The sequence below is a fragment of the Pseudomonas sp. Leaf59 genome (assembly GCF_920984685.1).
Classification (GTDB): domain Bacteria; phylum Pseudomonadota; class Gammaproteobacteria; order Pseudomonadales; family Pseudomonadaceae; genus Aquipseudomonas.
This window is the reverse complement of record NZ_CAKLBR010000022.1, coordinates 34,599-60,971: the sequence shown is the minus strand read 5'-3', so window position 1 is coordinate 60,971 and position 26,373 is coordinate 34,599. Positions and strand designations below refer to the sequence as shown.

Here is a 26,373-nt window from a genome sequence, read left to right as displayed (position 1 = left end):
GATGGGACTGGTAGAATCGCCGCCGGTTCACACGAGGTTTTTCCATGCACGATCCCCACAGCGAACGCATGAGTAGCGGCGAGACCCGAGCGGCAAGCGGTCTGGCCCTGGTGTTCGCCTTCCGTATGCTTGGCATGTTTATGGTGTTGCCGGTGCTGGCGACCTATGGAATGGATCTCGCAGGAGCGACCCCCGCACTCATCGGCCTGGCGATTGGCGCCTACGGTCTGACCCAGGCCATTTTTCAGATTCCGTTCGGGATCATTTCCGACCGCATCGGCCGCCGCCCCGTGATCTACCTCGGCCTGATCGTCTTCGCGCTCGGCAGCGTGCTCGCGGCCCAGGCCGATTCGATCTGGGGCGTGATCGCCGGACGCATCCTGCAGGGCGCTGGCGCGATTTCCGCGGCGGTCATGGCGCTGCTCTCGGACCTGACCCGCGAACAACATCGCACCAAGGCCATGGCAATGATCGGGATGACTATCGGGCTGTCGTTCGCCGTGGCCATGGTGGTCGGCCCGCTGCTGACCAGTGCGTTCGGCCTGCATGGGCTGTTCCTGGCCACCGGCGGCATGGCGCTGATCGGCATTGTCATCGTCGCGTTCATGGTGCCGCGCTCTACCGGCACCTTGCAGCACCGTGAGTCCGGTGTGGCGCGCAAGGCGCTGCTGCCGACGCTCAAGCATCCGGACCTGCTGCGCCTGGATTTAGGTATCTTCGTGTTGCACGCCATGCTGATGTGCAGCTTCGTCGCCTTGCCCCTGGCGCTGGTGGAAAAAGCCGGTCTGCCCAAGGAGCAGCACTGGTGGGTCTATCTCACTGCGTTGTTGATTTCGTTCTTCGCCATGATCCCGTTCATCATCTATGGCGAGAAGAAACGCAAAATGAAACGAGTTCTGCTCGGCGCCGTCGCGACATTGATGCTCACTGAACTATTCTTCTGGCAGTTCGGCGACAGCCTGCGGGCGCTGGTGAGCGGCACGGTGGTGTTCTTCACCGCGTTCAACCTGCTGGAGGCGTCATTGCCTTCGCTGATTAGTAAGGTTTCACCGGCCGGAGGCAAGGGCACGGCGATGGGGGTGTATTCCACCAGCCAGTTCCTCGGTTCCGCGTTGGGCGGCATCATGGGCGGCTGGATGTTCCAGCATGGCGGTCTGTCGGTTGTGTTCCTCGGATGCGCCGGGCTGGCTGCACTTTGGCTGGCCTTTGCTGTTACCATGCGCGAACCTCCCTACGTCACCAGTCTGCGTTTACCGCTGTCGCCCGAGGCGATGCGCGAAGCCGGTCTGGCAGAGCGCCTGAAGGCCGTCGTTGGAGTAACGGATGCAGTAGTGGTCGCTGAAGAGGCGGCCATTTACATTAAATTGGACACCGAATTATTGGATCGCGCGACGCTCGAGCAACTGGTCAACCCAGTGCCGACAGCGCGCCCAGCCTAGGAGAACGTTATGGCCCGTGGGGTTAACAAAGTCATATTGGTCGGTACATGCGGCCAGGATCCCGAAGTTCGCTACCTGCCTAACGGTAACGCCGTGACCAACCTGAGTCTGGCGACCAGCGAACAGTGGACCGACAAGCAGACCGGCCAGAAGGTCGAGAAAACCGAATGGCACCGTGTGTCGATGTTCGGCAAGGTTGCCGAAATCGCCGGTGAATACCTGCGCAAAGGTTCGCAGGTCTACATCGAAGGCAAACTGCAGACCCGCGAGTGGGAAAAGGACGGTATCAAGCGTTACACCACTGAAATCGTGGTCGACATGCAAGGCACCATGCAACTGCTGGGCGGCCGTCCACAGGGCGACCAACAGGGCCAGGGCGGCATGTCCAACTCGGCACCGCGTCCACAGCAGTCGCGTCCACAGCCAAGCCAGCAGCCACAGCGTGAGTCGCGTCCAGCGCCACAACAGGCCGCGCCACAGCCGGCTCCGGATTTCGACAGCTTTGATGACGATATTCCGTTCTGATCGACGCCCGCGCTGGCACCCAGCGCTCAGTTGATCCCAACGCCCCTGCGGATTGCAAAATCCCAGGGGCGTTTTCGTATGCGCTCAAATAGTCGCAACGCTCGCCGCCATTCTCCTGCACAAAATCGTCACACAGCGTTGATATCAACGCGACATCACTTTTCTTCAAGCGTTCCAGAGTTGTACAAATATAAAAAAATGTACAACTTTTCTTAAAGTTCTCAATCTCAATGCCGACACCGAGCATGAAACGATTAGTTACATGCACAGCGTGATTAGCCAAATGTGCCAGACAGAGCCAGGCATTTGAGAGAAAACGGACAGTTCTCACCTATAAACCTTCCACAAACTGTCCCATTGCGGGCTGTGAGAACTGTATGAATATCCTTGCTCCTGCCGTACACCTGGCCAGCCGTTTACGTTTCCCCACCAAATTCGGCGTGCTGGCAATCATCGTCCTGATCCCTCTGGTGCTGCTTGGCTCCCGTATCGTCCACCAGATCAACGACAGTCTAGAAGTCATCCGCTCCGAACAATCGGGCCAACGCTACCTGTTGGACGTGACCCCTGTGCTGCGCTTGTCGATGTTGCAACGCGCACTCACCAACCGCCTGCTCAGCGGTGACAAGAGCGCGCAGCCCGATCTTTCCGCCAACCAGGCAAAGCTGGAAGACGCGTTTTCTAAACTGGCCACCACCGACCGCCAGTTCAACGCCCAGCTCGAAACCGGTGACCGCGTGCAGCGCCTGCGTGCCGGGGCGCAGCGCCTGATTGAGCTGGCCAAGGGCGACGCCAACCCGAGCACTACCTTCGACGAGTGGAACGATCAACTCACCGAAACCCTGAACTTCGTTTATTACGTATCGGCCACCTCGGGCATGGTGCTCGATGAAGACTTTGCCTCGCTGTTCATGATCGACCAGAGCACCTTGCGGTTGCCGCGCCAGATCAATATCGTCGGCCAATTGCGCGGTCTGGTCAGTGGGCTGCATGAGGGGCAGGTATTGAGCCCGGGCACGCGTGGCGTGATCAGGGCGATGCTCAAGAACGAGGTGATGATCCACAAGGAGCTCCAGCAGAGCCTGGACCTTTTGCGTCGTCGCGAGCCGGCCCTGGCCGATCGCATTCAGGCACCGATTACCAGTGCCTTTGCGAGCCTGGAGGGTTTTCGCGCCGATCTTGATCTGATGATTGGCTCCACCACCGACACCATCAGTGGCGTGCAGAACCTGCCGGCCAAGGGCAACGCGGTAGTCGCCGAGTTGTACAAGGCGCAGGACACCCTGCAAGACGCGCTGTTGAAGAGACTCGAACGCCGTGTCCAGGAAAAAAGCGCAGAGCGCCTGCTCATCCTCGGCATGCTGGCCGGGCTTGGCCTGTTGCTGGTGTACGCCTTCAGCGGCATCTACAGCGCCATGCGGCGCACCCTCAACGATGTGTTGAGTGCCACGCAGCTGATTGCCCAGGGCGACCTGAGCACGCGCATTCCGGTGCGCGGCAACGATGAAATGGCCGACGTGGGCAACGCTCTCAACGCGATGGTGCAGGCCTTCAGTGCGTCGCTGGCGCAGGTTGAGCGCAGTTCGCAATCGGTGTCCGAGGCGGCCGCGCGCATGGGCGTGTCTATCGACGTGGCCAAACGCTCGATGAATGTGCAGCAAAGCGAAACCGAGCAAGTCGCCACGGCCATCAACGAGATGACCGCCAGCGTTGCCGATGTGGCGCAGAACACCGAGGGCGCCGCCCATGCCGCCGGGCATGCCAGTCAGTCTTCGATCGCAGGCCTTGCGAAGATGCAGGAAACCCGCGTCACCATCGAAGCCCTGGCCGAAGAAGTGGAGCGCAGCGCGCAGAAAGTCTCCGCGCTAGCCCAGCACAGCCAGCAGATCGGCGGGGTTATTGAAGTGATCCGTAACATCGCCGATCAAACCAACCTGCTGGCGTTGAATGCCGCCATCGAGGCGGCCCGTGCCGGTGAGCAGGGCCGCGGCTTTGCGGTGGTGGCGGACGAGGTCCGAACCCTGGCCTCGCGCACGCAGAACTCAACCGAAGAAATCCGCACCATTATCCAGGAGCTGCAACTGGCGACGTCCGCGGCCGTGGAGCAGATGAAGTCGGGCAAGTTGCGCGCGCAGGCCTGTCTCGAGTCTGCTCAACAAGCCTCGACCAGCCTGGATGCAATCAATGATGGCGTTGACCAGATCGTCGGCATGAACACGCAGATCGCCAGCGCAGCGGTGCAGCAACACGCCGTGTCCGAAGACATCAACCGCAACGTGACCGAAATTCGCAACGGCAGTATCACGTTGATGGAGGGCATCGAAGACAACGCTGCGACGGCGCAGGAGCTGTCGTTGCTGGCGGGGGAGCTGCGTACGGTGGTTTCGCGGTTCAAACTGTAGGGAAACAAAAGGACGCATTTATTGGCAGCCGTCGTGTGAATGAGTTCTGGCAGACTGGTGCAGTTTTTACACCACGCAGAAGGAAAACCGCGATGACCTGGTCTGCCAAGCAATACACCTTGTTCGAGCAACAACGTACCCGTCCCGTCCGCGATCTGGTCGCGGCCATCCCGAATGTCGACGTGCACAGCGCCGTCGACCTGGGCTGCGGCCCCGGTAACTCAACGCAGGTGTTGGCCGAGCGCTATCCGCAGGCGCAGGTCACCGGCATGGACAGTTCCGATGACATGTTGCTCGACGCCCGTCAGCGTCTGCCTAACCTTGATTTCGAGCTGGCGGATATCGGCGCCTGGAACCCGGCGCGGCAATTCGATGTGATTCTCGCCAACGCCTCTCTGCAATGGCTGCCCGACCACGCCACGCTCTACCCGCACCTGGTCAGTCATCTGACGCCGGGCGGCACGCTGGCGGTGCAAACGCCGGATAACCTCGACGAGCCTGCCCACCAACTGGCCCGCGACGTGGCGGCACAGGGGCCCTGGTCGGCGAAGATCGGAGCGTTCAAGCACAATCCGCGTCACCCCGCGAGCTACTACTACGAGTTGCTGAGCCAGCATTGCAGCACCGTGGATGTTTGGCGCACCACCTACCAGCACCCGCTGGCCGACCACGCGGCGGTAGTGGAATGGTTCAAGGGCTCGGGGTTGCGGCCGTTTCTCGCGCCTTTGAGCGATGACGAAAAGGCCGCGTTCCTACGCGAATACCAGACGAGGATTACCAAAGCCTACCCAGCCCTGAGCGACGGCAGCGTGCTGTTGCCATTTCCGCGCCTGTTCATCATCGCCACTCGCTGACGCTTCACAGGGCGGTCACACGGCCGCCGTCTGCGCCTTCAGGTACTCATCCGCCGACACCACGCTCGCATAACCGAACGCCAGCGCCGCCATGTATGCATCATGCACCTGCGTCGCCGGGATGACCTTGCCATTGAATTCAAGATCCCGCGTGGCGCAGGCATCGTGGATCACCGTGACCTTGTAGCCCAGGTCCGCCGCTGCGCGCACCCCCGCATCGATGCACATATGGCTCATGCTGCCGACCACCACCACGTCGGTGATGCTGCGTCGTTCCAGCAGAGCGCGCAGATCGGCTTCGCGAAACGCATTCACGAAATGTTTAAGCACCACCGGCTCGCTGCCTTCGTTGAGTGCCTTGGGGTGCAACTGCGCGCCTTCCGAGCCTGGAGTGAAGAAGGGCGCATCCTCGGCGGTGAATTCATGGCGCACGTGAATCACGGCATCGCCCGCCTGACGAAACGCCTGCAGCACCTGCGCCGCCTTGTCCGCCGCCGCGTCCACGTCGACGAGCGGCCACTTGCCCTGGGGGAAGTAGTCGTTCTGGATATCGATCAGAATGAGCGCCTGCTTGGCCATGGGTATTGCCTCGTGATGAGTTGAGCAGACCGCTATCTTAGCTGGCGCCCTGGCCTTTCGCCCACTGGATTGGCGCGCTCCTTGTGGCGGTGAATCGTGCAGAACGCCACGCCCTGCACGTGGCGTCGTGCAAAATAAAACAGGCCAACTGCTATCGCCCATTCGGCAACTGATTGATTTTAAAACCCTGCGCCTCAACCGCGCCTTGGCCTGATCCCTGCAACCTCTCATTTACATACCTGGCAGGAAGCAAGGGGGCCGCATGAACGCGACTCAACGCAGGAAACTGGTGGTCGCTCACTCCACAAGAGAGGGCGCGCCGCAGCATGAAGTGGAAACCAACCGTGCACTGGCCCGTTGGCTGGCGCAGATACTGGGGCTGGAGTTCGGCGGCAGCTTCGATCCCAAGGTCCATGCCGGCCGCGAACTTTACATACTGCCCACGCAGACGCTGGTGGGTCCGGCCCAGGCCCGCGCGCTCAACATCCAGGGCCCCGAAGACCTGTGGGGCGGTTATGTCGATCACGACTTCATCTGCACCAAAGCCATCAGCCATGGCCTGCTCGGGCCCGATGCAACGGCGCCGGAGGGCTGGTCGCCGTTGTTCTGCGAACTTGTCAGGCCCGTCGTGCTCGACGGCCTCAGCGTATTCGCCTTGCAGGACGCCCGTGCCGCCGCTGAGCGCCTGCTCTACAGCGGGCCGATTCGCCTGAAACCGGTGCATGCCTGCGCCGGGCGCGGCCAGGAAGTCATTCGCAGCCTTGATGAGTTCGATGCGCTGCTCAAACGGGACGGCGCCGAGCAATTGTTCAGCGATGGCGCAGTGCTTGAGCAGGACTTGCACGAGGTGATCACCCACAGCGTGGGCCAGAGCTATATCGGCGACCATGTGTTCAGCTACTGCGGCGAGCAATACCTCACGCATGACGCAAACGGTGATGAGGTGTACGGCGGCTCCGACCTGATCGTGGTGCCCGGCGACTACGACGACCTGCTCGCCCTCGGCCTGCCCGTCGACGTGCGTGAAGCCATCGAACAGGCCCAGGTTTTCGACAGCGCCGCCGATGAGGCCTACCCTGGGTTCTATGCCTCGCGGCGCAATTACGACATCGCCCAGGGCCTGGACAGCGACGGCCAGCGCCTTAGCGGCGTGCTCGAACAATCCTGGCGCATGGGCGGGGCCAGCAGCGCGGAAGTCGCGGCGCTGCAAAGTTTCATCAACCACCCGGGCCTCAAAGCCATTCATGTGTCATCGGTGGAAACCTACGAGGACCAGCCGCTTCCGGCGCAGGCCATCGAGGTGTATCGCGGCCCGGCCGAAAACAGCGACTTTCTTCTCAAGTACGTAACGGTTAAATCTTATGACGGCTAGAAGCGAAAGCATTGCAATCGAGATAGACGACGAACACATGAGCGGGACATTCCTCAGTCCCAAATCCAAAGTCCCCGGCGTGTTGTTCGTGCACGGCTGGGGCGGCAGCCAGGAACGCGACCTGGAACGCGCTAAAGGCATCGCAGGTCTGGGCTGCGTGTGCCTGACCTTCGACCTGCGCGGCCATGCCGGCGCCGGCATTCCGCTGGCCCGCGTGACCCGCGAAGACAACCTGCGCGACCTGCTGGCGGCCTACGACCGTCTGCTCGCCCACCCGGCCATCGACACCTCGGCCGTGGCGGTGGTGGGCACCAGCTATGGCGGCTACCTCGCGGCGATTCTCACCTCATTGCGCCCGGTACGCTGGCTGGCGCTGCGCGTGCCGGCGCTGTACCGCGACGAAGAATGGCTCAAGCCCAAGCGTGACCTGAACAAGATGGACCTGATGGATTACCGCAGCACCCTGGTGCGTGCCGACACCAATCGCGCCTTGCACGCCTGTTCGGCGTTTACCGGTGATGTGTTGATCGTCGAGTCGGAAACCGACGACCACGTGCCCCACGCCACCATCATGAGTTACCGCGCGGCGTGTCAGCAGACCCATTCCCTGACGCACCGCATCATCGATGGCGCCGACCATTCGTTGAGCGATCCGGTGTCGCAGCAGGCCTATACCTCGATCCTGGTGGACTGGATTACCGAGATGGTGGTGGGTGAACGGTTGAGCATTATCCAGGCTCGATAACCGTCATCGGGAGCAAGCCCCTTCCACATTTGAAATGCATTCAACGTGTGGGAGGGGGCTTGCTCCCGATGGCGGTATGTCAATCACCCACAATCAAGCCGGCGTCTTCTTCACCCGCAGCGCCTTGGCCTTCGCCTCCACGCCCAGGTACATCACCAACGCAATCAGCAACGGGCAAATAAAATAAATCGCCCGATACGCAATCAACCCCGCCAACAAACTGCCCCGCGACGCCTCATGTTGCAACAGCCCGATAAACACCGCCTCGAGCACCCCAAGCCCGGCCGGGATATGCGTCACCACCCCGGCAATCGCGCTGATCAGCAACACCCCCAACACCAGCGGGTAATCCAGCTTGGCAGGCAGCAGGGTGAAAATCACCGCCGCCATCAGCGACCAGTTCAATGCGCCCAGCGCCAATTGCAGGCACGCCATGCGCAGCGAAGGCAGGTTGATCTCGATGCCGCGAATCGACCACGCGCGCTTCTTCGAGAACTGACAGGCCGCCAGGTAGCCCAGGCTGACCAGCACCAGCAGCGCGCCAATCCCCTGCAAGGCCGTCGTGCTGACCTTCCATCCCGGTGGCATGGTCACCAGCCCGCTGCTGAACACCACCCCGGCCAGGGCCATGTAGCCGAACCAGTTGGTCGCCAGGCTCAGCCCGAGGATCTTGGCGATATTGCCGGTGCTCACCCCCAGCCGCGAATACAACCGATAACGCATGGCGATCCCGCCGACCCACGCGCTCAGGTTCAGGTTGAACGCATAGCTGATAAAGCCCACCGGCAAAATCTGCTTCCAGCGCAATGGCTGGCCGATGTAGGTGCGGCCGATCAGGTCGAAGCACGCGTACACCAGAAAACTGCACAAGGTCAGCCCGGCGGCGATCAGCAAGGTGCGCCATTTGAAATCGCCCAGGGTCTGGATCACTTCGCTCCAGTCGATCCGCCGCGCAAGCAGGGTGAACAGCACAATCAACAGCAGGAAGAAGGCGATGGTCAGTGGCTTCTTCCAGCGCTTGAAGCGTGAGCCTGTGTGGTCAGTCATGGGCCTGGCTCTCGAAAGGTTTCAAGCGGGGTTTGTGCGCTGGCAGCCAGCCGGTCAGCGCCGGGAAGTGGCGCATCACATGGAACACCAGGAAGCCGACGGTCAGGCGCCACAGCCACAGGCGCGGCTTGTGCTTTGCCGGGATGACCTGGCAGTGGTTTTTGCTGAGGGTTTCCAGGCTGTCGTACAGCTGCTGATTGAACGCGCGGTCGCGAATCAGCACGTTGGCCTCCAGGTTCAGCGCCAGGCTCAACGGGTCGAGGTTGCTCGAACCCACCGTGCTCCAGTCGTCGTCCACCAGCGCCACCTTGCCGTGCAGCGGGCGCTGGCAGTATTCGTGGATCACCACGCCGTCCTTGAGCAGATAGTCGTAGAGCATGCGCGCCGCCAGTTTGGCCAGCAGTACATCGGGCTGGCCCTGCATGATCAACTGCACCTGCACGCCGCGCCGTGCCGCATTGCGAATTTCGCGCAGCAAACGGTAACCGGGGAAGAAATACGCATTGGCGATCACCGCGCGTTTTTTCGCCTGGCTCAGGGCGTAGATATACGCTTCTTCGATGTCGTCGCGATGCTGCAGGTTGTCGCGATAGATCAGGCGAACCAGGCCCTCACCGCTGTCGGTGGCCCACGGCGAAGGCCGCTGCTGGCGACGACGCCAGCCACGCCGCGTGCGCACCTGACGACCGCTTTGCGCCAGGGCAAAGTGATGCAGGTCGGCCACCGCCGGGCCTGTCACCTGCACCGAATAATCCTGCTTGGCCTCGGGGCCGAAATCGCCCAGATGGTCGGCCGAAAAGTTGATCCCGCCAATAAACGCGACCTCGGCATCCACCACCACGATCTTGCGGTGCAGGCGGCGAAACCAGTTGGTGCGAATGCCCAGGGTCTTGGACGCCGGGTCGAACATCTGCACCATCACCCCGGCATCTGCCAGCGCTGCAAGAAACACCGCGCTCAGCTCGCCACAGCCGAAGCCATCCAGGCTGACCACCACCTTCACGCCACGTTGGGCTGCCTCGATCAGAATGCCTTGCAGCTCATGGCCGACCTTGTCCTCGAACAGGATAAACGTCTCCAGCAGGATCTCCCGCTGCGCCGCGCGCATGGCATCGAAGACCCTGGGGAAGTACGCCTCGCCGTTCTCCAGCAACTCCACCTGGTTGCCACTCTGCCAGCCGTAATCCAGGTCGCGGGCCTTGGCCTCATCCGGCGGCTGATCGGTCGCGATATGCTCCACCGCAATATTCATAGCTCAATCTCCACCGACAGCGGCACATGGTCTGAGAGGTGGGACCAGGGCCGGGTATTCAGCACGCGGGGGTTATGCACCGTCACGTTGCGCACGTAGATGCGGTCCAGCGCCAGCAGCGGCAAGCGCGCGGGGAAGGTGCGCGCGTGTTTGCCCGAAGACTGCATGAATACTTCCTGCAGGCCGCTCTGGCTGAGGTCGGCACGCTGGCGCCAATCGTTGAAGTCGCCGGCGACCACCAGCGGCGCGTCGGCGGGTATTTCGCCAATGCGCTGCTCGAGCAGGCGCAGTTGCTGCTGGCGATGCACTTCGCGCAGGCCCAGGTGCATGCAGATCGCATGCACCTCCTGGCCGCTGCCGGGCAGGCGCAACACGCAATGCAGCAGGCCACGGTTTTCGTGGCCGCTCTGGGAAATGTCGAGGTTCTCGTAGCGCACGATCTGGAATTTCGACAGCAGCGCATTGCCATGGTCGCCATGGGGGTAGACCGCATTGCGGCCATAGGCGAATTGCGGCCAGATACTGTCGGCGAGAAATTCGTACTGCGGCATGTTCGGCCAATCGCTGTAGCGCTGGGGATGCTGCTCATGGGTGCCGTGGATTTCCTGCAGGAACACCATGTCGGCGCCGACACTGCGCACTGCTTCGCGCAGCTCGGGCAGGATGAAACGCCGGTTCAGCGCGGTGAAACCCTTGTGGATATTGACCGTGAGCACCGTAAGACGGGCGACGGCAACGTCCGGCGCCACCACCGGGAGCGGTTCTGGATGGGTCATGCCAGCACCCCGGGTTCAGGCAGCTGTCCGGGCACTGTGGCCAGGTGCTGGTCCAGGCCGAAACGCTGCAGCAACTGGCGCGCGTCGAAAGGCGCGCGCACCTTGAGGTCATTGTCGAAGAAACAGAACACATCGCGTTGCTTGCGGGTGCGGGGTTTATGCTGCGGGTCGACCAAGTGTGCATCCTCCGGTTGTTTGCCATGGGCCCACCGCTCAATGCGGTCGCCCCAGCGTTCGAGGGCTTGAGGGGTGTAGCCGCTGGCGTACAGCTGCTTGTCGCCGTGCAGACGCAGGTACATGAAGGTGGCGGTGACGTCTTCGATAGACGGCCACTTGCCGGCGGTATCGGCCACCACCAGCGCGACGCCATATTTTTCGAGCATCTTTACGAACGCCGGCACGGCGAAGCTTTTATGGCGAATTTCCACGGCGTGACGCAGGGCTCTCTTGCCATGGGCCTGCATGCTCGCCTTGCCGTTCAGGCGGGGCTCATGCTGGCGGGCGAGGGCGGCGGCCTGTTGCGTGTCGCCGGGCAGTTGCTGCAAAAAGGCTTCGAACAGCGGCGCATCGAATTTAAAGCTGGGCGGGAATTGCCACAGGATCGGCCCCAGTTTCTCCTTCAATTCCAGCACGCCGGATGCAAAGAAATTCGCCAGCGGCGCATGCACATCCTTGAGCCGCAGGATGTGCGTGATATAACGCGGCGCCTTGACGCTGAACATGAAACCCTCGGGTGTATCGGCGTACCACTCGGCGTAGCGCTTGGGCGTTTGCAGCGCGTAGAACGAGCCGTTGATTTCGATGCTGTTGACGGCACGTGACGCAAACTGCAACTCGCGTTTCTGGGTCAGTCCCTCGGGATAGAAGTCCCCGCGCCAAGGCGTATAGCGCCAGCCGGATATGCCGATATGAATCGCCGCCATGGTTGGGTCCGTGGGAAAGAGTGCGTGGTTTGATGACTGTGATTTTTGTCGGAAAGTTTCCCGATTCCTACAAACGGCATGCTTCCAATGCAGTAGATCCAGTGTGGGAGCGAGCGAGCCCCCTCCCACAGGGAACGATCAGGGCTCAAACCCGTCAGTTCCTTACAGACCCTTTCCCAGGAGCCCGGTGTTTTGCTGAATCTAAAGACTGCATGGCTACTCGGCGCGCTGCTGTTTTGCGGCAGCGGCGCACTTCAGGCGGCGGCGACCGCACCCGCCACCGCCCCCGAAGCCGAGGCCCCGGCCAAGCCGGAGTTGCTGGTGGAAGGCGGACTGCTCGGCGCGATCAGTTCCAGCATTGACGACGTGCAGCAGAAGCTCGACCTCAATCAGAACTTCATTGACGAGTGGCGTCTGCGCGCCGACCGCGCCGCCAACGAAGTCGGGCGCCTGGTCAATCAGACGTCAGCCCGCTCACCGTGGAGCGTGGCTGGGGATTTCCTGTTGTTGTCCGGCGTCTGGATCGGCGCCTTTACCCTGTTGACCTTGCTGGGCCGGATGATGGTGCGACGCCTGGGCCAGCGCGCGTTTTTTGAACGGCGCGGGCGGTTGCTGGATGTGCTGGGCTACGTCGTGCCCTATACGCTCCCGGCGCTGATCTGCCTGCCGCTTACCTTGTACGTCAGCCATTTTCTCGCCACCTCCGTGGGGCGCGCGCTGGCGCTGTGCCTTGCCTACGCCACCAGCAGCGGCATCTTTTCCACCTCAATGCTGTTGTGCGTCATCGTCATGTTCAACGTGGGCCACAAGCGTCCGGCGGTGCAGATCATTTGCGACTACTGCCCCAAGCCGCTGTTCCTGATCGGCTTCCTCGCCGCCCTCAGCGATGCCTTGACCAGCCCACAGATCGCCCGCCAGTTGGGCGGCAATATCACCAGCAGCATCGCGGTGTTCACCGGACTGTTCGCCACGGTGATCTTCGGCGTGCTGGTGGTGCGCCTGCGCCGTCCGGTCGCCCACTTGATCCGCAATCGGTCGTTGGCCCAACGCATCAAGCACCCGGCGTTGCAGCAATCGCTGCGTATCTTCTCGGGGCTGTGGTACTGGCCGATCCTACTGATGGTGCTGGTCTCGGCGATCAACCTGATCGGTGCCGGCGACGATAATCAGAAGGCGCTGCGTTGTGCGCTGTTCACCACAATCCTGCTGATCGGCACGGTGTTTCTCAGCACGGTGCTGCAACACCTGTTCAAGTCGCGCAGCCAGGTGGCGATCCAGCGCAGCAGCGCCTACAAGGAGCGCTTCCTCAGTTTGCTGCACGCGATCCTGCGTATCGCGATGGCCGTGGCGTTTATCGAAGTGCTTGGGCGTATCTGGGGCGTGTCGCTGTTCGAGTTCGCCGAGCGCAACTCGATCGGGCGCGCTATCAGTGACTCGCTGAGCAGCATCGGCCTGATCCTGCTGATGACCTGGCTGTTCTGGGTGGTGCTCGACACGGCGATTCAGGAAGCGCTCAAACCGCCGGTCAACAAACGCTCCAGTCGCCAGCCCAGCACGCGGGTCAAGACCATCCTGCCGCTGCTGCGCAATGCGGTGAAAATCATCCTCGTGGTGATCTGCGCGATCACCACCATGGCCAACCTGGGCATCAACGTCGCGCCGCTGCTGGCCGGTGCCGGGGTGGTCGGCCTGGCCATCGGTTTCGGTTCCCAGCAACTGGTGCAGGACGTGATCACGGGCCTGTTCATCATCATCGAAGACACCCTGTCGATCGGCGACTGGGTGGTACTCGACTCCGGCCACGCCGGCACCGTCGAAGGCCTGACCATCCGCACCCTGCGCCTGCGCGACGGCAAGGGCTTTGTGCATTCGGTGCCGTTCGGGCAGATCAAGGCGGTCACCAACCAGTCGCGACAATTTGCCTACGCGTTTTTCTCGGTGCAGTTCACCTACGACACCGATGTGGACAAGGCCGTGGAACTGATCCAGGAAGCGGGGCAGTCGATCCGCGACGACGCGTTCCTCAAGTACAACCTGCAAGGGCCGCTGGAAGTGTTCGGCGTCGACAAGATGGACCTCAACGGCGTGGTACTCACCGCGCAGTTCCGCACCGTGTCGGGCGGGCAATATGCAGTCAGCCGCGCGTTTAACCAGCGGTTGAAAAAGCTTGTGGATAACTGTGATGAGGTGCATTTCGCGCAGACTTATCCACAGCAGGTGCTGTTGCCCAAGCGGGTGGGGCAGGCGGAAGAAGTGGTGGAAATTACCGAGCCGCCGCGTAGCCAGTAAGGATGCTATCGGGAGCAAGCCCCCTCCCACATTTGAATGGGTTCACACATCGAACTATGTGAACCCAATCCAGTGTGGGAGGGGGCTTGCTCCCGATGAGGCCCTCAAGACCGCCCAAGCAACTTCTCCTGCACCGCCTGCTGATCCACCTCAACCAGCACCTGCTGCTTGCCGCCAACCATAACCGCCGCCGGCAACCCGTCGCGGTACACAATCCGATTGCCACTCACCGCCGGCACCTTGCTGCCCGGTAACAGCGTGCCCACCAGGTTCAGCGGGTCCGCCCCACACACCGCCACCAGGCTCCCGTCGTGCGCGCGCCGCCGTACCTCGCGCAGCAGAGGAATCGCCTCGGGCAACGCAAACTGCTCACCCGCCAAGCCGCTCACAAATCGCCCGCCGCGGATCTCCCCGCGCGCCTCCAGGCGGTGGAAGGTGCGCAGCAATTCGCGCCAGCTCGGCAACCAGTCCGCCTCGCGTTCCAGCAGGCGCCAGAACACCACGCCGTAGCGGCGCAGCAGCGTCATGGCCACATGTTCGAGGGTTTCGGCAGCGTGCGGGCCGGCGGCGGTGGGCGGGCGGCGGATCAAGGCCCAGCGTCCGGCATCGTCCATGCCGCCGATAAACGCACCGCGCCCGCGCCGGCTGCTGCGCGCCTGGCGCTTGCTGGCGGGCGTGGTCAGGGCGCGCAGCCCGGCAAAGCTGTCGGCATTCACCAGGCCCGCGCCCACCAGTTCCTGCAGCACTGTTTCCAGCTCGCTGCGCAGCAGACGGGCTTCGTGCACCAGTTCATCAAAAAACAGCGCGCCGTGCTCGCGCAGGGCCAGGTGGACCTTTTGTGCCTTGGGCGACAGCGCGGTGCTGTCGACGGGGTCGGTCAGGCCGCTCCACAATCCCACCTGGCTGCGCGGCAACAGCACCACCGGTGTGCTGCGCAGGGCCATGGCGCCGGCCTTTTCGCTCAAGCGCATCCACACCAGCTTGCCGCTGCGGCACAACTCATCGAGCCAGGTGGAGGAATAGTCCTTGATGCGCGCACTGAGCAGGTCACTGTCCCAGGCCGAGGTGGCGGCCGCAAAGCCTTCGAACTGGCCGACGATCTGCGGCAACACCGCGCTGCCCTGGCCACGGGTGGCCTCGGACACGTGATGCCAGTCGAACAGAAAGCGCATGAAATCCTGCAGCGCCACCGGTTCGATTTCGCGGCGCAGGCGCTTGACCGTGTAGCGGTGAATACGCGCCAGCAGGTGCCGTTCGCACCATTGCTCTGCGCTGGCGCCGGGGCTGAAATGCCCGCGCAACACATAGCCTTCCTGCTCCAGCCGGGCCAACGCCTGGGTCACGGCGGCCACCGGCAACCCGATGGGCGCGGCGATCTCGATCACACTCAACGGACCAAAACCACCGAGGCGCGCACGCAGCACTTCGAGCACTGCGTCCTCGAAGGTCCAGGGCTCATCGAAGCCGGGCAATAACGGCAAATCGTGAGGATAAATCGCCTGCCAACAGCTCAGGCGTTCGACGGCGACCCACAACCCGTTGGGCAATTGATAGGCGCGCCCGGCCTTCGCCAGCGCGTTCAGCCACTGTGCCCATGGCGGCGAGACTTCGCTTTCGGCGATGCACGCCAGGCTCATCAGCGCTTCATGCATTTCGTCCGGGCCATGGGGCGTTGGCCAGGCCTCCTCACGCACGCCAGCAATGGCCTCGGCATCCAGGGCGCCAAGGTCGTCGGTGCTTTGCGGGTCGCTCCAGCGCCGGTTGAGCACGGCCTGGGTGCGGCGCTCTTCCAGCGGCGCATCGTCGAGAAAGGTGTAGGGCCGCGCGCTGAGAATTTCCGCCGCCATGGGCGAGGGCGCCGGCAAGTCGCGGCTGATCAGGCGCACCTCGCCGCGTTCCATGCGCCGCAGCAGGGCCAGCCAGGCGTCGCTGTCCATGGCTTCGTGCAGGCAGTCGTCGAGGGTCTGTTCCACCAGCGGGTGTTCGGGCACTTCACGTTCGCCGGCGAGGTTTTCCAGGCAGGCGATCTGGTCGGGAAACACGCTGGCGATCAGGTCTTCGCTTTTCATGCGCTGGATCTGCGGCGCCACCTTGCGCCCGCCGGTAAAGCGCGGCAATGCCAGCGCCACCCCGGCATTCCAGCGCCAGCGCACGCCGAACAGCGGAGCGTCCAGTACCGCCTGGATCAGAATGTGTTCGGCGCTGTGGCTGTTGAGGTAACGCCACACCTCATCCAGCTCAAAGCTGTGGCTGGTGGACAGCGACAGCACAATCGCGTTTTCACTGGCCGCCGCTTGCAGCTCGAAGTTGAACGTGCGGCAAAAACGCTTGCGCAGCGCCAGGCCCCAGGCGCGATTCAGACGGCTGCCGAACGGCGTGTGAATGATCAACTGGGTGCCGCCGGACGCGTCGAAAAACCGCTCCATGATCAGCGTGTCCTGGGACGGTAATGCGCTCAGCGCCAGGCGCGCGCGGGCCAGGTAATCGAGGATTTGCTCGGCGCTGGCGCGATTCAGGCCCAGGGTGCCGGTGAGCCAGTCCTGCGCCGGTTGCAGGTCGCCGGGGCTGGCGCCGAGCAGGCGGTCCAACTGGCCCTGCAAGCGTGCCACGGCGGCGGACAGCTCGTTGCTGCGCCCGGGCATTTCGCCGAGCCAGAACGGAATGGTCGGCGGCTGGCCATGGGCATCCTCGACCCGTACCTTGCCGGCTTCGACGCGCAGGATGCGGTAGGAGGTGTTGCCCAGCTGGAAGATGTCCCCGGCGATGCTTTCCACCGCAAAGTCTTCGTTGACGCTGCCGATGTTCAGGCTCTGGGGTTCGAGCAAAACGCTGTAGTCGGCGTTGTCGGGGATGGTGCCGCCGCTGGTCACGGCGGTCAGCCTGGCGCCCCGGCGACCGCGCAGGGTGCGGGTCAGGGCGTCGCGGTGCAGGTAGGCGCTGCGAATGCCCTGGCGCCCGTTGTAGCCCTCGGCGAGCATCTGCAACAGCGCCTGGTAGTGGCGTTCATCCAGCGCGGCGTAGGGCGCGGCGCGGTGGATCAGTGCCAGCAGGTCTTGTTCGGGCCATTCGCGGGCGCTGACTTCGGCAATGATCTGCTGGGCCAGCACGTCCAGCGGCGCGACCGGAATGTGCAGGGTGTCCAGTTCGCCACGGCGCACGCAGTCGAGCAGGGCGGCGCATTCGATCAGGTCGTCGCGGGTGGTGGCGAACAGGCGCCCCTTGGGTGTGCCGCCGACCTGATGGCCGGAGCGTCCAACTCTTTGCAAAAAACCGTTGATGGAGCCGGGCGAGCCGATCTGGCACACCAGGTCCACCTCGCCGATATCGATCCCCAGCTCCAGCGACGCGGTAGCGATCAGCACTTGCAACGCGCCGGCCTTGAGCCGTTGCTCGGCGTCCAGGCGCAACTCCTTGGCGAGGCTGCCGTGGTGCGCGGCCACGGCGGTCTTGCCCAGGCGCTCGCTGAGGTGGCGGGCCAGGCGTTCGGCCAGGCGCCGGGTGTTGACGAAAATCAGCGTGGTGCGGTGTTCGCGGGCCAGTGTCGCGAGGCGATCGTAGACTAGTTCCCAGACGTCATTGGCCATGACCGCCGAGAGCGGCACTGGCGGCACTTCGATGCCCAGGTCGCGCGGGCGGGCATGGCCGATGTCGACAATGGCGCACTCGCGCGCGCTGCCCACCAGAAACCGCGACACCGCCTCGATGGGTTTTTGCGTGGCCGACAAGCCGATGCGCGTCAGCGGCTCGGCGCACAGGCCTTGCAGGCGCTCCAGGCTCAGCGCCAGGTGGCTGCCGCGCTTGCCGGCGGCGATGGCGTGGATCTCGTCGACAATGACCGTGCGCGTGCTGGCGAGCATCTGCCTGCCGGAGTCCGAACCGAGCAGCACATACAGCGACTCCGGGGTGGTCACCAGGATATGCGGCGCGCGTTTGCGCATCAACGCGCGGTCTTTTTGCGGGGTGTCACCGGTGCGCACGGCGGTGCGGATCTCCAGCGGCGCCAGGCCCTGGCGCTGCAACTGCGCGCTGATCCCGGCCAGCGGGTTTTGCAGGTTGATCTGGATATCGTTGGACAGTGCCTTGAGCGGCGACACGTACACCACCTGCGTCGCGTCCGGCAGGTGGCCGCCGTTGGCCAGGCCCTGTTGGACCAGGTCGTCGAGCACCGCGAGGAAGGCCGTGAGGGTCTTGCCCGAGCCGGTCGGCGCGGCGATCAGCGTCGAGCGCCGCTGGCGGATCAGCGGCCATGCCTGGGCCTGGGCGCCGGTGACTGCGGGGAAGGTGCTGCGAAACCAGGCGCTGACGGCGGGGTGGAAACCGTCCAATGCCCTGTCCGTTGATTCAGGAAGGTTCATGCAATGATTGATGCCACCGGCTCCAACAAGTTGCAAAGGCTTACTTTATCCGTGACGGTTGCGCTACAAACCCGCAAAATGCAACGATTCCGGCTACACCCCACGGTATGGCATACACGTCTGCCGACACTAACCATCGTTCCAAACAGACTGGGCCTGCACAATCTATGCGAATGCGCCTTATGTTACTGGGCGGCGGGAATGCCCTCGGGCAGGCGCTGATTCGCCTCGGTGCAGAGGAAGACATCGGGTTCCTCGCCCCCAAACCGCCCCAAGACGGCTGGGATGCCGCGAGCCTCACCCAATTGCTCGACGACACCCGTCCCGATGCATTGATCAACCTCGCCTACTATTTCGACTGGTTCCAGGCCGAGGCCGTCAGCGAAACCCGTCTGGCTGCTCAGGAATACGCCATCGAGCGTCTGGCCGAATTGTGCCAGCACCACAGCATCACCTTGCTGCAACCGTCCAGCTACCGCGTATTCGATGGCTCGCGCGCCACTGCTTACAGCGAAAAAGACGATCCAGTGCCATTGGGCCTGCGCGGTCAGGCGTTGTGGCGCATCGAGCAAAGCGTGCGCGCCACCTGTCCGCAACATGTGCTGCTGCGGTTTGGCTGGCTGCTGGATGACAGCGCCGACGGCACCCTCGGGCGCTTTCTGGCCCAGGCCGAAAAGCCGGGCGAGTTGCCGATGGCCGATGACCGACGCGGCAACCCGACGCCGGTGGACGATGCCGCGCGGGTGATCATTTCGGTGCTCAAGCAACTCGATTGCGCAGCGCCTTTGTGGGGCACGTACCATTACGCCGGCCACGAGGCCACCACGCCGCTGGCGCTGGGCCAGGCGATCCTCACCGAAGCGCGCAACTTCCGTGCGCTGGCCATCGAGTCGCCCGCCGCCCAGGCCCACGCCGCGCGGCCGGACGCGGCGGACGAACCGCAGCACGCGGTGCTGGCCTGCAAGAAAATCCTCCACACCTTCGGCATCAAGCCCCGGGCATGGCGGGCGGGGTTGCCGGCATTGCTGGACCGGTTTTACCGGCATACCTGACACACCACACAACCCAAAGTGGGAGGGGGCAAGCCCCCTCCCACTTTGGTTTTGTGCTGTCTGTGAACGACTGCTTAGAACTTGTAGCCAATCCCCACCATGTACACCATCGGGTCGACATCCACATTGACCTTGGCCCGGGTGCCCTGGCCCAACGCGTTGTTATCCACTGTCGCCTTGGTGCTGATGTCGATGTAGCGCGCCTGGGCGTTGATCATCCACTTGTCGTTGATCATGTAGTCGGCGCCGATCTGCGCCGACCAGCCCCAGGAATTTTCCGCCTTGAAATTGCTGAAGCCAGCGTTGGAGGCGCGGCTGCCGACGTGCTCGTCGTAGATCCAGGTGTAGTTGATGCCCGCGCCGACGTAGGGTTGGAACGCTGATTTGTTGTCCAGCGGGTAGTACACGACGCTCAGGGTCGGCGGCAGGTGCTTGAGGGTGCCGAGCTTGCCGTTGGCAGCACCGAGGGCGGTGTTTTTGATTTTTACGTCATGCTCGAATGGCGTGGCCGCGAGCAGTTCGAGGCCGACGTGGTCGGTGAGCATGTAGGCGAAGTTCAGACCCAGCTGGGTATCGCTGCTCATGGTCGCCTTGCCGCCCAGGTTGGCACCGGCCAAGGGGCCTTGATCGACCTTGACGCTGCTGCTGTCGGCCTTCGGATTCACAGTGATCGCACCGGCGCGAATCAGGATGTCGCCCGCTTCGTGAGCCTGGGCGAGCGGGGCGGCGAGTGCCAGCGCGAAGAGCGACGCGCCGAGCAGAGACTTGTTCATGGGAGCTCCAAAAGGACGTTAAAAGGTGTACGTCCAATGGTAAAGATCGTACCGCCCGATCTTTTGACTCAGCTCAATGAAAGGCGCTATGCGTGCATTAAAACGGTGGGAGGGGGCTTGCTCCCACCGTTGTTCGTTGGTGTGCTTGGGTGCGGGACTATTCCTGCAGTTCGTACAGGTAGATCTTCTCGGCATCCATCTGGTAACCGGCATCGGCCAGCTCACTGGACGACGGCTTGACCTGCATCGCGCCCTCGATCCAATAAGGCTGGTACAGCTCATCGAGCTTCACGCCGACTTCGCTTTTCACATGCACGATCTGGTTCGACGGCGGCGGCGGCACGTGGATGCACGCGCCGAAATACGGCACCAGCAAGAACTCGGTGGTGCGGCCTTCTTCGCTGACTTCCAGTGGCACGATATAGCCCGGCAGGCGAATGTGCTTGCCGTCCAGGCTCTGCACCACCGGCGCGTTGGGCAGGTCCTGCTTGGCGGCGGGCGCGGCCTCGACGGACAGGGCATCGGCCATGTTCGACAGGTCGTGCAGCGGTTTCATATTGGGGATTTCCGGCGGCGCGTCCGGCGGGATCATCTCCTGCCAGGACAGATCCCTGGGCTGGTCCTGCGCCCAGACGGGCACGCTGATCAGCAGCAAGCATGCAAACAGGGCACGACGCATCAAAGCCTTCCTCATAAACGTATGGACAGGCCATCGGCCAGGGATTGTCGATAAGCGCGCCAGGCCGGCACGCTGCCCATCAACAACGCCGCGGCGAGAATACCCGCCAGCAGGGTCCATTCATATTGGCTTGGCCAGGACATCGGCAGGTCCAAACCGTAATTGGCCTGCAGGTACCCGCGAGACGCGGCGATGCACACGTACAGCAAGCCGACGCCGGCGATCACTCCGGACAAGGCCAGGGCGAACGCTTCGAAAATCAGCAGGGTTGCGATATGCCAAGGCCGCGCGCCCACCGAGCGCAAAATCGCCATTTCGCGGCGGCGCTCGTTGAGGCTGGTGAGGATTGCCGTGAGCATGCCGATCAAACCGGTCAGCACCACGAACAGCGAGATGACGAACAACGCCTTTTCGGCGGTGCCCATCATGCTCCACAGCTCTTGCAGTGCGACGCCGGGCAGGATCGCCAACATCGGCTCGCCACGGAACTCATTGATCTCCCGTTGCAGGGCGAAGGTGGAGATCTTGTTGTTCAGGCCCAGCATGAACGCGGTGATCGCCTGCGGGGTGAGGTCCATATTGCGCGCCTGATCGGCACTGATGCGGCCTTTGCCCTGGGCCGGCACGCCGTTGTGCCAGTCGATATGGATCGCTTCCATGCCGCCCAGGCTGATGTGCAGCGTGCGGTCGACCGGCGTGCCGGTGCGCTTGAGAATGCCGACCACGGTGAAGGGTTTGTCGTCGTGCTTGACCAGGCTGACCACCGCCACGCCGTGGGCCAGCACCAGTTTGTCGCCCAGTTTGTAGTGCAGTGCGTCAGCCACTTCGGCGCCCAGCACCACTTCGAACGGGTCAGTGGCGAAGGCGCGGCCGCTGGCCAGTTCCAGGTTCTGCTTGCGGCCGTACTGGTAGTGCTCGAAGTAGGATGAGTTGGTGCCCATCACGCGGTAGCCGCGATGGGAGTCGCCGAGGGAAATCGGGATCGCCCATTTCACCTGCGGGCTGGCGGCGAAGTGCTCAAAGCTGTCCCAGCGGATGTTGTTGGTGGCGTTGCCGATGCGAAACACCGAGTACAGCAGCAGGTTCACCGAACCCGAGCGGGCGCCGACAATCAGGTCGGTGCCGCTGATGGTGCTGGCAAAGCTGTTGCGCGCCTCGACCCGCACGCGCTCCACGGCCAGCAGCAGGCACACGGAAAGCGCGATGGCGAAAGCGGTGAGCGTCGCGGTGAAGCGGCGGTTAGCCAGACTGGCCATGGCTAGACGGAACAGATACATCTCAAACCTCTGCGGGCATGGCGGCGCGATTGAGTTCGGCCAGCGACAGGTTGCGGTCGAACAGCGGTGCCAGGCTCTGGTCATGGCTGACGAACAGCAGGCTGGCGCCGGCGTCGCGGCATTCGGCGAACAACAGCTGAAGGAACGCCTCGCGGGCGTCGTAGTCCAGGGCCGAAGTGGGTTCGTCGGCGATCACCAGTTCCGGCTGGCCGATCAGCGCCCGGGCGGCGGCCACCCGTTGCTGCTGACCGATGGACAGCGAGTCGGCGCGGCGTTCCAGCAGGTCTTTATCTTTGAGGCCCAGGTGCGCGAGCAGGGCGGCGGCGGCCTTGTCCACACTGCCGTGGCGCTGCCTTGCCCGCTGCGCGCGCACGTTGGAAAAGTGGCAGGGCAGCTCGACGTTCTCGCGCACCGACAAAAACGGCAGCAGGTTGAACTGCTGGAAGATATAGCCGGTGTGGTCGACGCGAAAGCGGTCGCGGGCGCCGGCCGAGAGTTCGGTCAGTTCCTGGCCGAGCAGGCGAATGCTGCCCTGGCTGGGCTTCTGCACACCGCCGAGGAGCCCGAGCAGGGTGGTCTTGCCACTGCCGCTGGGGCCTTTGAGAAACAGGGTTTCCCCGCGTTCCAGGCGGAACGCGGGGATGTCCAGCAACTGCGGGTGACCGGGCCAGTTGAAGCTCAGGTCAGACAGTTCGATCAAGGCGTGGGTCATGGGCAATCAGAACTTCAGGGTGGTTGCTGTGGCCGTTGCGTCGACCCCTTGTTGGCCGCTCGGGCCGATCAGTTGTACCTGAATTTTTTTGGTGGCGGGGAAGGTCTTGAACACCTGGCTCAGGTCCAGGTTGCTCAGCGCCGTCGGCGTGGCGCAGGTGAACTGGTAGTGCGCGTGGATTTCGCTGTGGTCGTGGTGATGTTCGTGGGCCGCTGCGCCCTTGCCGTCGGTGGCGTGGTCATCGGCATCATCGTCGTGATCGGCTTCAGGCTTGTCGCCAAACAACGGGCTGTTGAGTTCCTGCGTGCTCACTGCGCAGCCGGCGGCCTTGGGCAGGTTGAACAGCGCCAGTGGGTTCTCCAGCTGCTTGCGCGCGGCGGCGACCTTGGCCTTGTCGGCGGCGGTGGTGGCCAGGTGTTCGAAACCCACCAGGTTCATCGCCGGGCTTTCCAGCTCAAGCTCCAGGGTCTGGCCATCGAGCACGGCGTTGAGGCGGCCGACGCCATGTTCATGGGCGCCGAGGCTGCCGTGTTCGTGGTCATGATCTTCATGGGCATGGGCCACGGCCAGTGGCAGCAGGGCAAACGGCAAAGCGAGCAGCAGACGGCGCATGGGAAGGCTCCAGAACATGAAAGGTTTGTTATGTGATCTTATAACAATAGTGGCGAGAGTTTGACCGCGCGCTTGGCGTTGCGCAAGCCGCATGGGAGCATGCCCGTCAGAAAAAATGCAGGAGAAAGACGATGTTGCGAATTCGTGGAACCGTCGGCGACCTGCCGGTGGACTTGACCCTGGAGCTGGACGACGGCGACTGGGCACGGCTGGGCGCGCAATTACAGACCGCTCCGGCGCCGAGTACGCCGGCTGCGGTGCCGCCGGTTAAACAGGATGACGACCTGTGGCAGAACGCCCAGGCGCTGTTGCGCAAGGCCGGGCAGTTAAGCGGCCTGGAATTGCTTGATCAACTGGAAGGTTTGGCCGGTGATGCCGCGACGGGCAAGCGCCTGCTGGTGCGCCTGCGCCATAGCGCCAGCGTCAAGGTGAGCAGCGGCGGGGATACGCCGCTGTTCCATTGGGTCGGCGATTAATACAGCGCGGCGAACAACTTGCGGCGGTACACGGTCACCAGCGGGTGTTCATTGCCCAGCAACTCGAACACTTGCAGCAGGGTCTTGTGCGGCAGGCCTTCGCTGTAGCTGCGGTTGCGGATGAACAGCTTGAGCAGGCCTTCGAGCGCCGCGTCGTATTGCTGGCGCGCCAGTTGTTGAATGCTCAACTGGTAGGCCGCTTCGTCGTCTTGCGGGTTCTGTGCCAGACGGCTTTTCAGGTCGGCGGCGTCCGGCAGGTCGGCGGCCTGGCGCAGGAAGGTGATCTGTGCCTTGGCGCCGGCAAGGGCGGCTTTGTGATCGTCGCCGCTGACGGCGTCCAGCACGGCCTGGGCTTCGCCCAATTCACCGCGTTCGGCCAGGCAGCGCGCATACAGGATCAGCGCGGCAGCGTTGGTATTGTCTTCACCGAGCAGCGTCACCAGCAGCGCTTCGGCATCGCTGATACGGCCTTCGGCAAACAGCGCCTGGGCCTGCTCCAGCGGGTCCGCCGCCGCCGGTGGCGGCATCTGCACGTGGGGCTCAAGCATCGCGCGCACCGCCGATTCCGGTTGTGCCCCGGCAAACCCGTCCACCGGTTGGCCATCCTTGAACAGCACCACCGTCGGCAGGCTTTGAATGCCGAAACGCGCGACGATGTCCGGCTGCGCCTCGCAATCGACCTTGGCCAGCAACAACTCACCCCGATAACTCTCGGCGATCTGCGCCAGCATCGGCATCAACGCCTTGCACGGCGCACACCACTCGGCCCAGAAATCCACCAGCACGGGTTTTTCGAAAGAATTCTGAATCACCGCCTGTTCGAAGTTGGCGGTGGTGACGTCGAAGATGTATGGGGAGGGTTCACTCATGGGGCGTCTCGAATAAAGCGGGAATGATGGCAACTATAAGGGCTGGCGCCATTGGCTGAAAGCGCAGTGCATGCAAGACGCTATCGCAGGCAAGCCAGCTCCCACAAAAGAATGCGGCCACCTGTGGGAGCGGGCTTGCCCGCGATGGCCTCAAGCGCGCCGCGAATGGTACAGGCTCACCCTGCGAAACTCCCAAGGCTCGGCCAGGTCCGGCAGTGTCAGCGCGTCAAGGATCTCCAGCCGCCGGTAATCGGCATGCTGAAAGTCCCGCACCCGCGAATCCGCCACCAGTGCTTCCCGGCCTCGGGTGAGGAAGTGATCCAGCAGCGGCAGGTTGGCGCGGTCGTACAGCACATCGGCGACGAGGATCAGATCGAACCGATCGGTTTCGGCAAAAAAGTCCGCCGAATAACCCAGTTCCACGCCGTTGAGTTCGGCATTCGCCCGGCAGGCCGCCAGTGCCAGCGGGTCCAGGTCGCAGGCCACCACTTCCAGCGCGCCCGCTTTGGCCGCTGCAATCGCGGCCACACCGGAACCGGCGCCAAAGTCCAGCACGCGCTTGCCCGCGACCCACTGCGGGTTCGCCGCCAGGTAGCGCGCCAAAGCCAGGCCGCTGGCCCAGCAAAAGCTCCAGTACGGCGGCTCATGGAGGATGCGCCGGGTTTCTTCCTGGCTGAATGCGCGGTCCATATTGTCGGCGTCCAGCAGCCACAGCGACAGCGCGGTGCCCGGCAGCGCGCAGGGCAGCAGTTGCGCGTCACCGATCAGTTCGCTCAAGGCGCGTTGCAGGTCCAGCGGTGCAATCATGGCGCCTTGACGAGTTGCAGGGGGCCGGTGGTCTGGGTGATCGCCTGGGTGATGCGCACGGCGGGCAGGTGCAGGATCAACTGGCCGGACTGGCTGGCGCGGCCACGCAATTCAACCCGTGCACCGGCCGGGAAGGCCTCGGGGTTGAAGCGCAGGCGGAAGGCCAGGGGTTTGCCGTTGCCGGTCAACACGCTGCTGGCGAGCAGTTGTTGCGGGCGCGAACGTTCGTCGATCACCAGCAGGGCCATCTCGACTTCGGCGCCGGCCGGCACGTTGGTCAGGTTGCCGCTGATTTCACGCTGATAGGCGGGCAGGGGGCCGACCTCTTCAATGCCCGGCACTTTTTTCTCCTGCGCGGGCGCAGGCACCGGTGCGGCGGGCTTGGGGGCTTCGCTGCTGCAGGCGACCAGAAAACCGAGCAGGGTGAGCAAAACAAGTGGTCGTAACTGCATGTAAAGCTCCAGAAAGGACTAAATCCGTGACGTGAAAGGTAACAAACATATAAGCCTGCCTATATACCGTAAAGGCTATGGCTTGTCTTGCCACGGGGATGCGCTA

23 protein-coding genes are annotated in these 26,373 nt (G+C 63.2%); 9 read left to right on the top strand and 14 right to left on the bottom strand.

All coding sequences use genetic code 11. The annotated features are described in order from the left end of the window. Positions 1–44: 44 nt before the first annotated feature. The 4 genes from LUB09_RS20345 to tam all read left to right on the top strand — a co-directional run bounded on the left by LUB09_RS20345 (position 45) and on the right by tam (position 5,220). Positions 45–1,439 (top strand): MFS transporter, encoded by a 1,395-nt coding sequence (locus tag LUB09_RS20345; RefSeq protein ID WP_209985398.1) that lies wholly within the window; start codon positions 45–47, stop codon positions 1,437–1,439. Between the two features lie 9 nt (positions 1,440–1,448). Continuing rightward, on the top strand, positions 1,449–1,964 hold the full coding sequence (locus LUB09_RS20340; RefSeq protein ID WP_003232445.1) for a single-stranded DNA-binding protein: 516 nt from the start codon (positions 1,449–1,451) through the stop codon (positions 1,962–1,964). Positions 1,965–2,341: 377 nt separating this feature from the next. Further along, positions 2,342–4,366, top strand: a complete 2,025-nt coding sequence (locus tag LUB09_RS20335; RefSeq protein WP_231423551.1) for a methyl-accepting chemotaxis protein — start codon at positions 2,342–2,344, stop codon at positions 4,364–4,366. 92 nt (positions 4,367–4,458) lie between these two features. Continuing rightward, on the top strand, positions 4,459–5,220 hold the full coding sequence (tam, locus tag LUB09_RS20330; RefSeq protein WP_209985391.1) for a trans-aconitate 2-methyltransferase: 762 nt from the start codon (positions 4,459–4,461) through the stop codon (positions 5,218–5,220). A 15-nt stretch (positions 5,221–5,235) separates the two neighbouring features. On the opposite strand, the gene LUB09_RS20325 is transcribed toward tam, so the two are convergent. Further along, positions 5,236–5,799 (bottom strand): cysteine hydrolase family protein, encoded by a 564-nt coding sequence (locus LUB09_RS20325; protein ID WP_231423550.1) that lies wholly within the window; start codon positions 5,797–5,799, stop codon positions 5,236–5,238. A gap of 262 nt (positions 5,800–6,061) precedes the next feature. On the opposite strand from LUB09_RS20325, the gene LUB09_RS20320 reads away from it, so the two are divergent. Together LUB09_RS20320 and LUB09_RS20315 are read left to right on the top strand one after the other, a co-directional pair. After that, positions 6,062–7,171, top strand: a complete 1,110-nt coding sequence (locus tag LUB09_RS20320; protein WP_231423549.1) for a DUF3182 family protein — start codon at positions 6,062–6,064, stop codon at positions 7,169–7,171. Beyond that, a complete protein-coding gene (locus LUB09_RS20315; RefSeq protein ID WP_231423548.1) occupies positions 7,161–7,916 on the top strand; it encodes an alpha/beta hydrolase family protein in 756 nt (251 codons plus the stop codon). The genes LUB09_RS20320 and LUB09_RS20315 overlap by 11 nt, the downstream gene beginning before the upstream one ends. Positions 7,917–8,009: 93 nt before the next feature. Here LUB09_RS20315 and LUB09_RS20310 read toward each other — a convergent pair whose 3' ends face one another. The 4 genes from LUB09_RS20310 to LUB09_RS20295 are packed head-to-tail and all read right to left on the bottom strand — an operon-like array spanning position 8,010 to position 11,914. Next, on the bottom strand, positions 8,010–8,963 hold the full coding sequence (locus LUB09_RS20310) for a lysylphosphatidylglycerol synthase domain-containing protein (RefSeq protein ID WP_231423547.1): 954 nt from the start codon (positions 8,961–8,963) through the stop codon (positions 8,010–8,012). Continuing rightward, positions 8,956–10,215, bottom strand: a complete 1,260-nt coding sequence (gene clsB, locus LUB09_RS20305; protein ID WP_231423546.1) for a cardiolipin synthase ClsB — start codon at positions 10,213–10,215, stop codon at positions 8,956–8,958. Before clsB ends, LUB09_RS20310 begins: the two co-directional genes overlap by 8 nt. Beyond that, positions 10,212–10,991, bottom strand: coding sequence for an endonuclease/exonuclease/phosphatase family protein (locus LUB09_RS20300; RefSeq protein ID WP_209985374.1), 780 nt, complete (start codon positions 10,989–10,991; stop codon positions 10,212–10,214). The genes clsB and LUB09_RS20300 overlap by 4 nt, the downstream gene beginning before the upstream one ends. Next, a complete protein-coding gene (locus LUB09_RS20295) occupies positions 10,988–11,914 on the bottom strand; it encodes a DUF72 domain-containing protein (RefSeq protein WP_231423545.1) in 927 nt (308 codons plus the stop codon). Before LUB09_RS20295 ends, LUB09_RS20300 begins: the two co-directional genes overlap by 4 nt. A 192-nt stretch (positions 11,915–12,106) precedes the next feature. On the opposite strand from LUB09_RS20295, the gene LUB09_RS20290 reads away from it, so the two are divergent. Continuing rightward, positions 12,107–14,203, top strand: a complete 2,097-nt coding sequence (locus tag LUB09_RS20290) for a mechanosensitive ion channel domain-containing protein (protein ID WP_231423544.1) — start codon at positions 12,107–12,109, stop codon at positions 14,201–14,203. Between the two features lie 104 nt (positions 14,204–14,307). Here the strand turns inward: LUB09_RS20290 and LUB09_RS20285 are convergent, their stop codons facing one another. Then, positions 14,308–18,558 (bottom strand): Lhr family helicase, encoded by a 4,251-nt coding sequence (locus LUB09_RS20285; RefSeq protein ID WP_231423543.1) that lies wholly within the window; start codon positions 18,556–18,558, stop codon positions 14,308–14,310. 167 nt (positions 18,559–18,725) lie between these two features. Here LUB09_RS20285 and LUB09_RS20280 point away from each other — a divergent pair, with 167 nt between their 5' ends. Next, positions 18,726–19,610, top strand: a complete 885-nt coding sequence (locus LUB09_RS20280) for a sugar nucleotide-binding protein (protein ID WP_231423542.1) — start codon at positions 18,726–18,728, stop codon at positions 19,608–19,610. Between the two features lie 74 nt (positions 19,611–19,684). Here LUB09_RS20280 and LUB09_RS20275 read toward each other — a convergent pair whose 3' ends face one another. The 5 genes from LUB09_RS20275 to LUB09_RS20255 form a co-directional block, all read right to left on the bottom strand. Beyond that, the gene (locus LUB09_RS20275; RefSeq protein WP_209985360.1) at positions 19,685–20,383 is read right to left on the bottom strand and encodes an OmpW/AlkL family protein; all 699 of its coding nucleotides are present in this window, start codon (positions 20,381–20,383) and stop codon (positions 19,685–19,687) included. Between the two features lie 157 nt (positions 20,384–20,540). Further along, the gene (locus LUB09_RS20270; RefSeq protein WP_209985358.1) at positions 20,541–21,062 is read right to left on the bottom strand and encodes a DUF3299 domain-containing protein; all 522 of its coding nucleotides are present in this window, start codon (positions 21,060–21,062) and stop codon (positions 20,541–20,543) included. 11 nt (positions 21,063–21,073) lie between these two features. After that, the gene (locus LUB09_RS20265; RefSeq protein ID WP_231423541.1) at positions 21,074–22,339 is read right to left on the bottom strand and encodes an ABC transporter permease; all 1,266 of its coding nucleotides are present in this window, start codon (positions 22,337–22,339) and stop codon (positions 21,074–21,076) included. 1 nt (position 22,340) lies between these two features. Further along, entirely contained in the window at positions 22,341–23,051 is a 711-nt protein-coding gene (locus LUB09_RS20260) for an ABC transporter ATP-binding protein (protein ID WP_209985351.1), read from the bottom strand. Between the two features lie 6 nt (positions 23,052–23,057). Then, positions 23,058–23,663 (bottom strand): DUF2796 domain-containing protein, encoded by a 606-nt coding sequence (locus LUB09_RS20255; protein WP_231423540.1) that lies wholly within the window; start codon positions 23,661–23,663, stop codon positions 23,058–23,060. Between the two features lie 131 nt (positions 23,664–23,794). Here LUB09_RS20255 and LUB09_RS20250 point away from each other — a divergent pair, with 131 nt between their 5' ends. Continuing rightward, on the top strand, positions 23,795–24,139 hold the full coding sequence (locus LUB09_RS20250) for a hypothetical protein (protein ID WP_209985345.1): 345 nt from the start codon (positions 23,795–23,797) through the stop codon (positions 24,137–24,139). Here LUB09_RS20250 and trxA read toward each other — a convergent pair. The 3 genes from trxA to LUB09_RS20235 form a co-directional block, all read right to left on the bottom strand. Beyond that, the gene (gene trxA / locus LUB09_RS20245; RefSeq protein WP_209985342.1) at positions 24,136–25,008 is read right to left on the bottom strand and encodes a thioredoxin; all 873 of its coding nucleotides are present in this window, start codon (positions 25,006–25,008) and stop codon (positions 24,136–24,138) included. The two genes, LUB09_RS20250 and trxA, sit on opposite strands and share 4 nt — an antisense overlap. Positions 25,009–25,158: 150 nt before the next feature. Further along, the gene (locus tag LUB09_RS20240) at positions 25,159–25,815 is read right to left on the bottom strand and encodes a class I SAM-dependent methyltransferase (protein WP_209985338.1); all 657 of its coding nucleotides are present in this window, start codon (positions 25,813–25,815) and stop codon (positions 25,159–25,161) included. After that, positions 25,812–26,267 carry a YbaY family lipoprotein gene (locus LUB09_RS20235; RefSeq protein WP_003232489.1) on the bottom strand — a complete coding sequence of 152 codons (456 nt, stop codon included), beginning with the start codon at positions 26,265–26,267 and terminating at the stop codon, positions 25,812–25,814. Before LUB09_RS20235 ends, LUB09_RS20240 begins: the two co-directional genes overlap by 4 nt. Between the last annotated feature and the right edge of the window lie 106 nt (positions 26,268–26,373).

Coding starts and splice junctions, on each gene's coding strand:
- LUB09_RS20345 (WP_209985398.1), top strand. CDS start 45: ATGCACGATCCCCACAGCGAACGCATGAGTAGCGGCGAGACCCGAGCG.
- LUB09_RS20340 (WP_003232445.1), top strand. CDS start 1,449: ATGGCCCGTGGGGTTAACAAAGTCATATTGGTCGGTACATGCGGCCAG.
- LUB09_RS20335 (WP_231423551.1), top strand. CDS start 2,342: ATGAATATCCTTGCTCCTGCCGTACACCTGGCCAGCCGTTTACGTTTC.
- tam (WP_209985391.1), top strand. CDS start 4,459: ATGACCTGGTCTGCCAAGCAATACACCTTGTTCGAGCAACAACGTACC.
- LUB09_RS20325 (WP_231423550.1), bottom strand. CDS start 5,799: ATGGCCAAGCAGGCGCTCATTCTGATCGATATCCAGAACGACTACTTC.
- LUB09_RS20320 (WP_231423549.1), top strand. CDS start 6,062: ATGAACGCGACTCAACGCAGGAAACTGGTGGTCGCTCACTCCACAAGA.
- LUB09_RS20315 (WP_231423548.1), top strand. CDS start 7,161: ATGACGGCTAGAAGCGAAAGCATTGCAATCGAGATAGACGACGAACAC.
- LUB09_RS20310 (WP_231423547.1), bottom strand. CDS start 8,963: ATGACTGACCACACAGGCTCACGCTTCAAGCGCTGGAAGAAGCCACTG.
- clsB (WP_231423546.1), bottom strand. CDS start 10,215: ATGAATATTGCGGTGGAGCATATCGCGACCGATCAGCCGCCGGATGAG.
- LUB09_RS20300 (WP_209985374.1), bottom strand. CDS start 10,991: ATGACCCATCCAGAACCGCTCCCGGTGGTGGCGCCGGACGTTGCCGTC.
- LUB09_RS20295 (WP_231423545.1), bottom strand. CDS start 11,914: ATGGCGGCGATTCATATCGGCATATCCGGCTGGCGCTATACGCCTTGG.
- LUB09_RS20285 (WP_231423543.1), bottom strand. CDS start 18,558: ATGAACCTTCCTGAATCAACGGACAGGGCATTGGACGGTTTCCACCCC.
- LUB09_RS20280 (WP_231423542.1), top strand. CDS start 18,726: ATGCGAATGCGCCTTATGTTACTGGGCGGCGGGAATGCCCTCGGGCAG.
- LUB09_RS20275 (WP_209985360.1), bottom strand. CDS start 20,383: ATGAACAAGTCTCTGCTCGGCGCGTCGCTCTTCGCGCTGGCACTCGCC.
- LUB09_RS20270 (WP_209985358.1), bottom strand. CDS start 21,062: ATGCGTCGTGCCCTGTTTGCATGCTTGCTGCTGATCAGCGTGCCCGTC.
- LUB09_RS20265 (WP_231423541.1), bottom strand. CDS start 22,339: ATGTATCTGTTCCGTCTAGCCATGGCCAGTCTGGCTAACCGCCGCTTC.
- LUB09_RS20260 (WP_209985351.1), bottom strand. CDS start 23,051: ATGACCCACGCCTTGATCGAACTGTCTGACCTGAGCTTCAACTGGCCC.
- LUB09_RS20255 (WP_231423540.1), bottom strand. CDS start 23,663: ATGCGCCGTCTGCTGCTCGCTTTGCCGTTTGCCCTGCTGCCACTGGCC.
- LUB09_RS20250 (WP_209985345.1), top strand. CDS start 23,795: ATGTTGCGAATTCGTGGAACCGTCGGCGACCTGCCGGTGGACTTGACC.
- trxA (WP_209985342.1), bottom strand. CDS start 25,008: ATGAGTGAACCCTCCCCATACATCTTCGACGTCACCACCGCCAACTTC.
- LUB09_RS20240 (WP_209985338.1), bottom strand. CDS start 25,815: ATGATTGCACCGCTGGACCTGCAACGCGCCTTGAGCGAACTGATCGGT.
- LUB09_RS20235 (WP_003232489.1), bottom strand. CDS start 26,267: ATGCAGTTACGACCACTTGTTTTGCTCACCCTGCTCGGTTTTCTGGTC.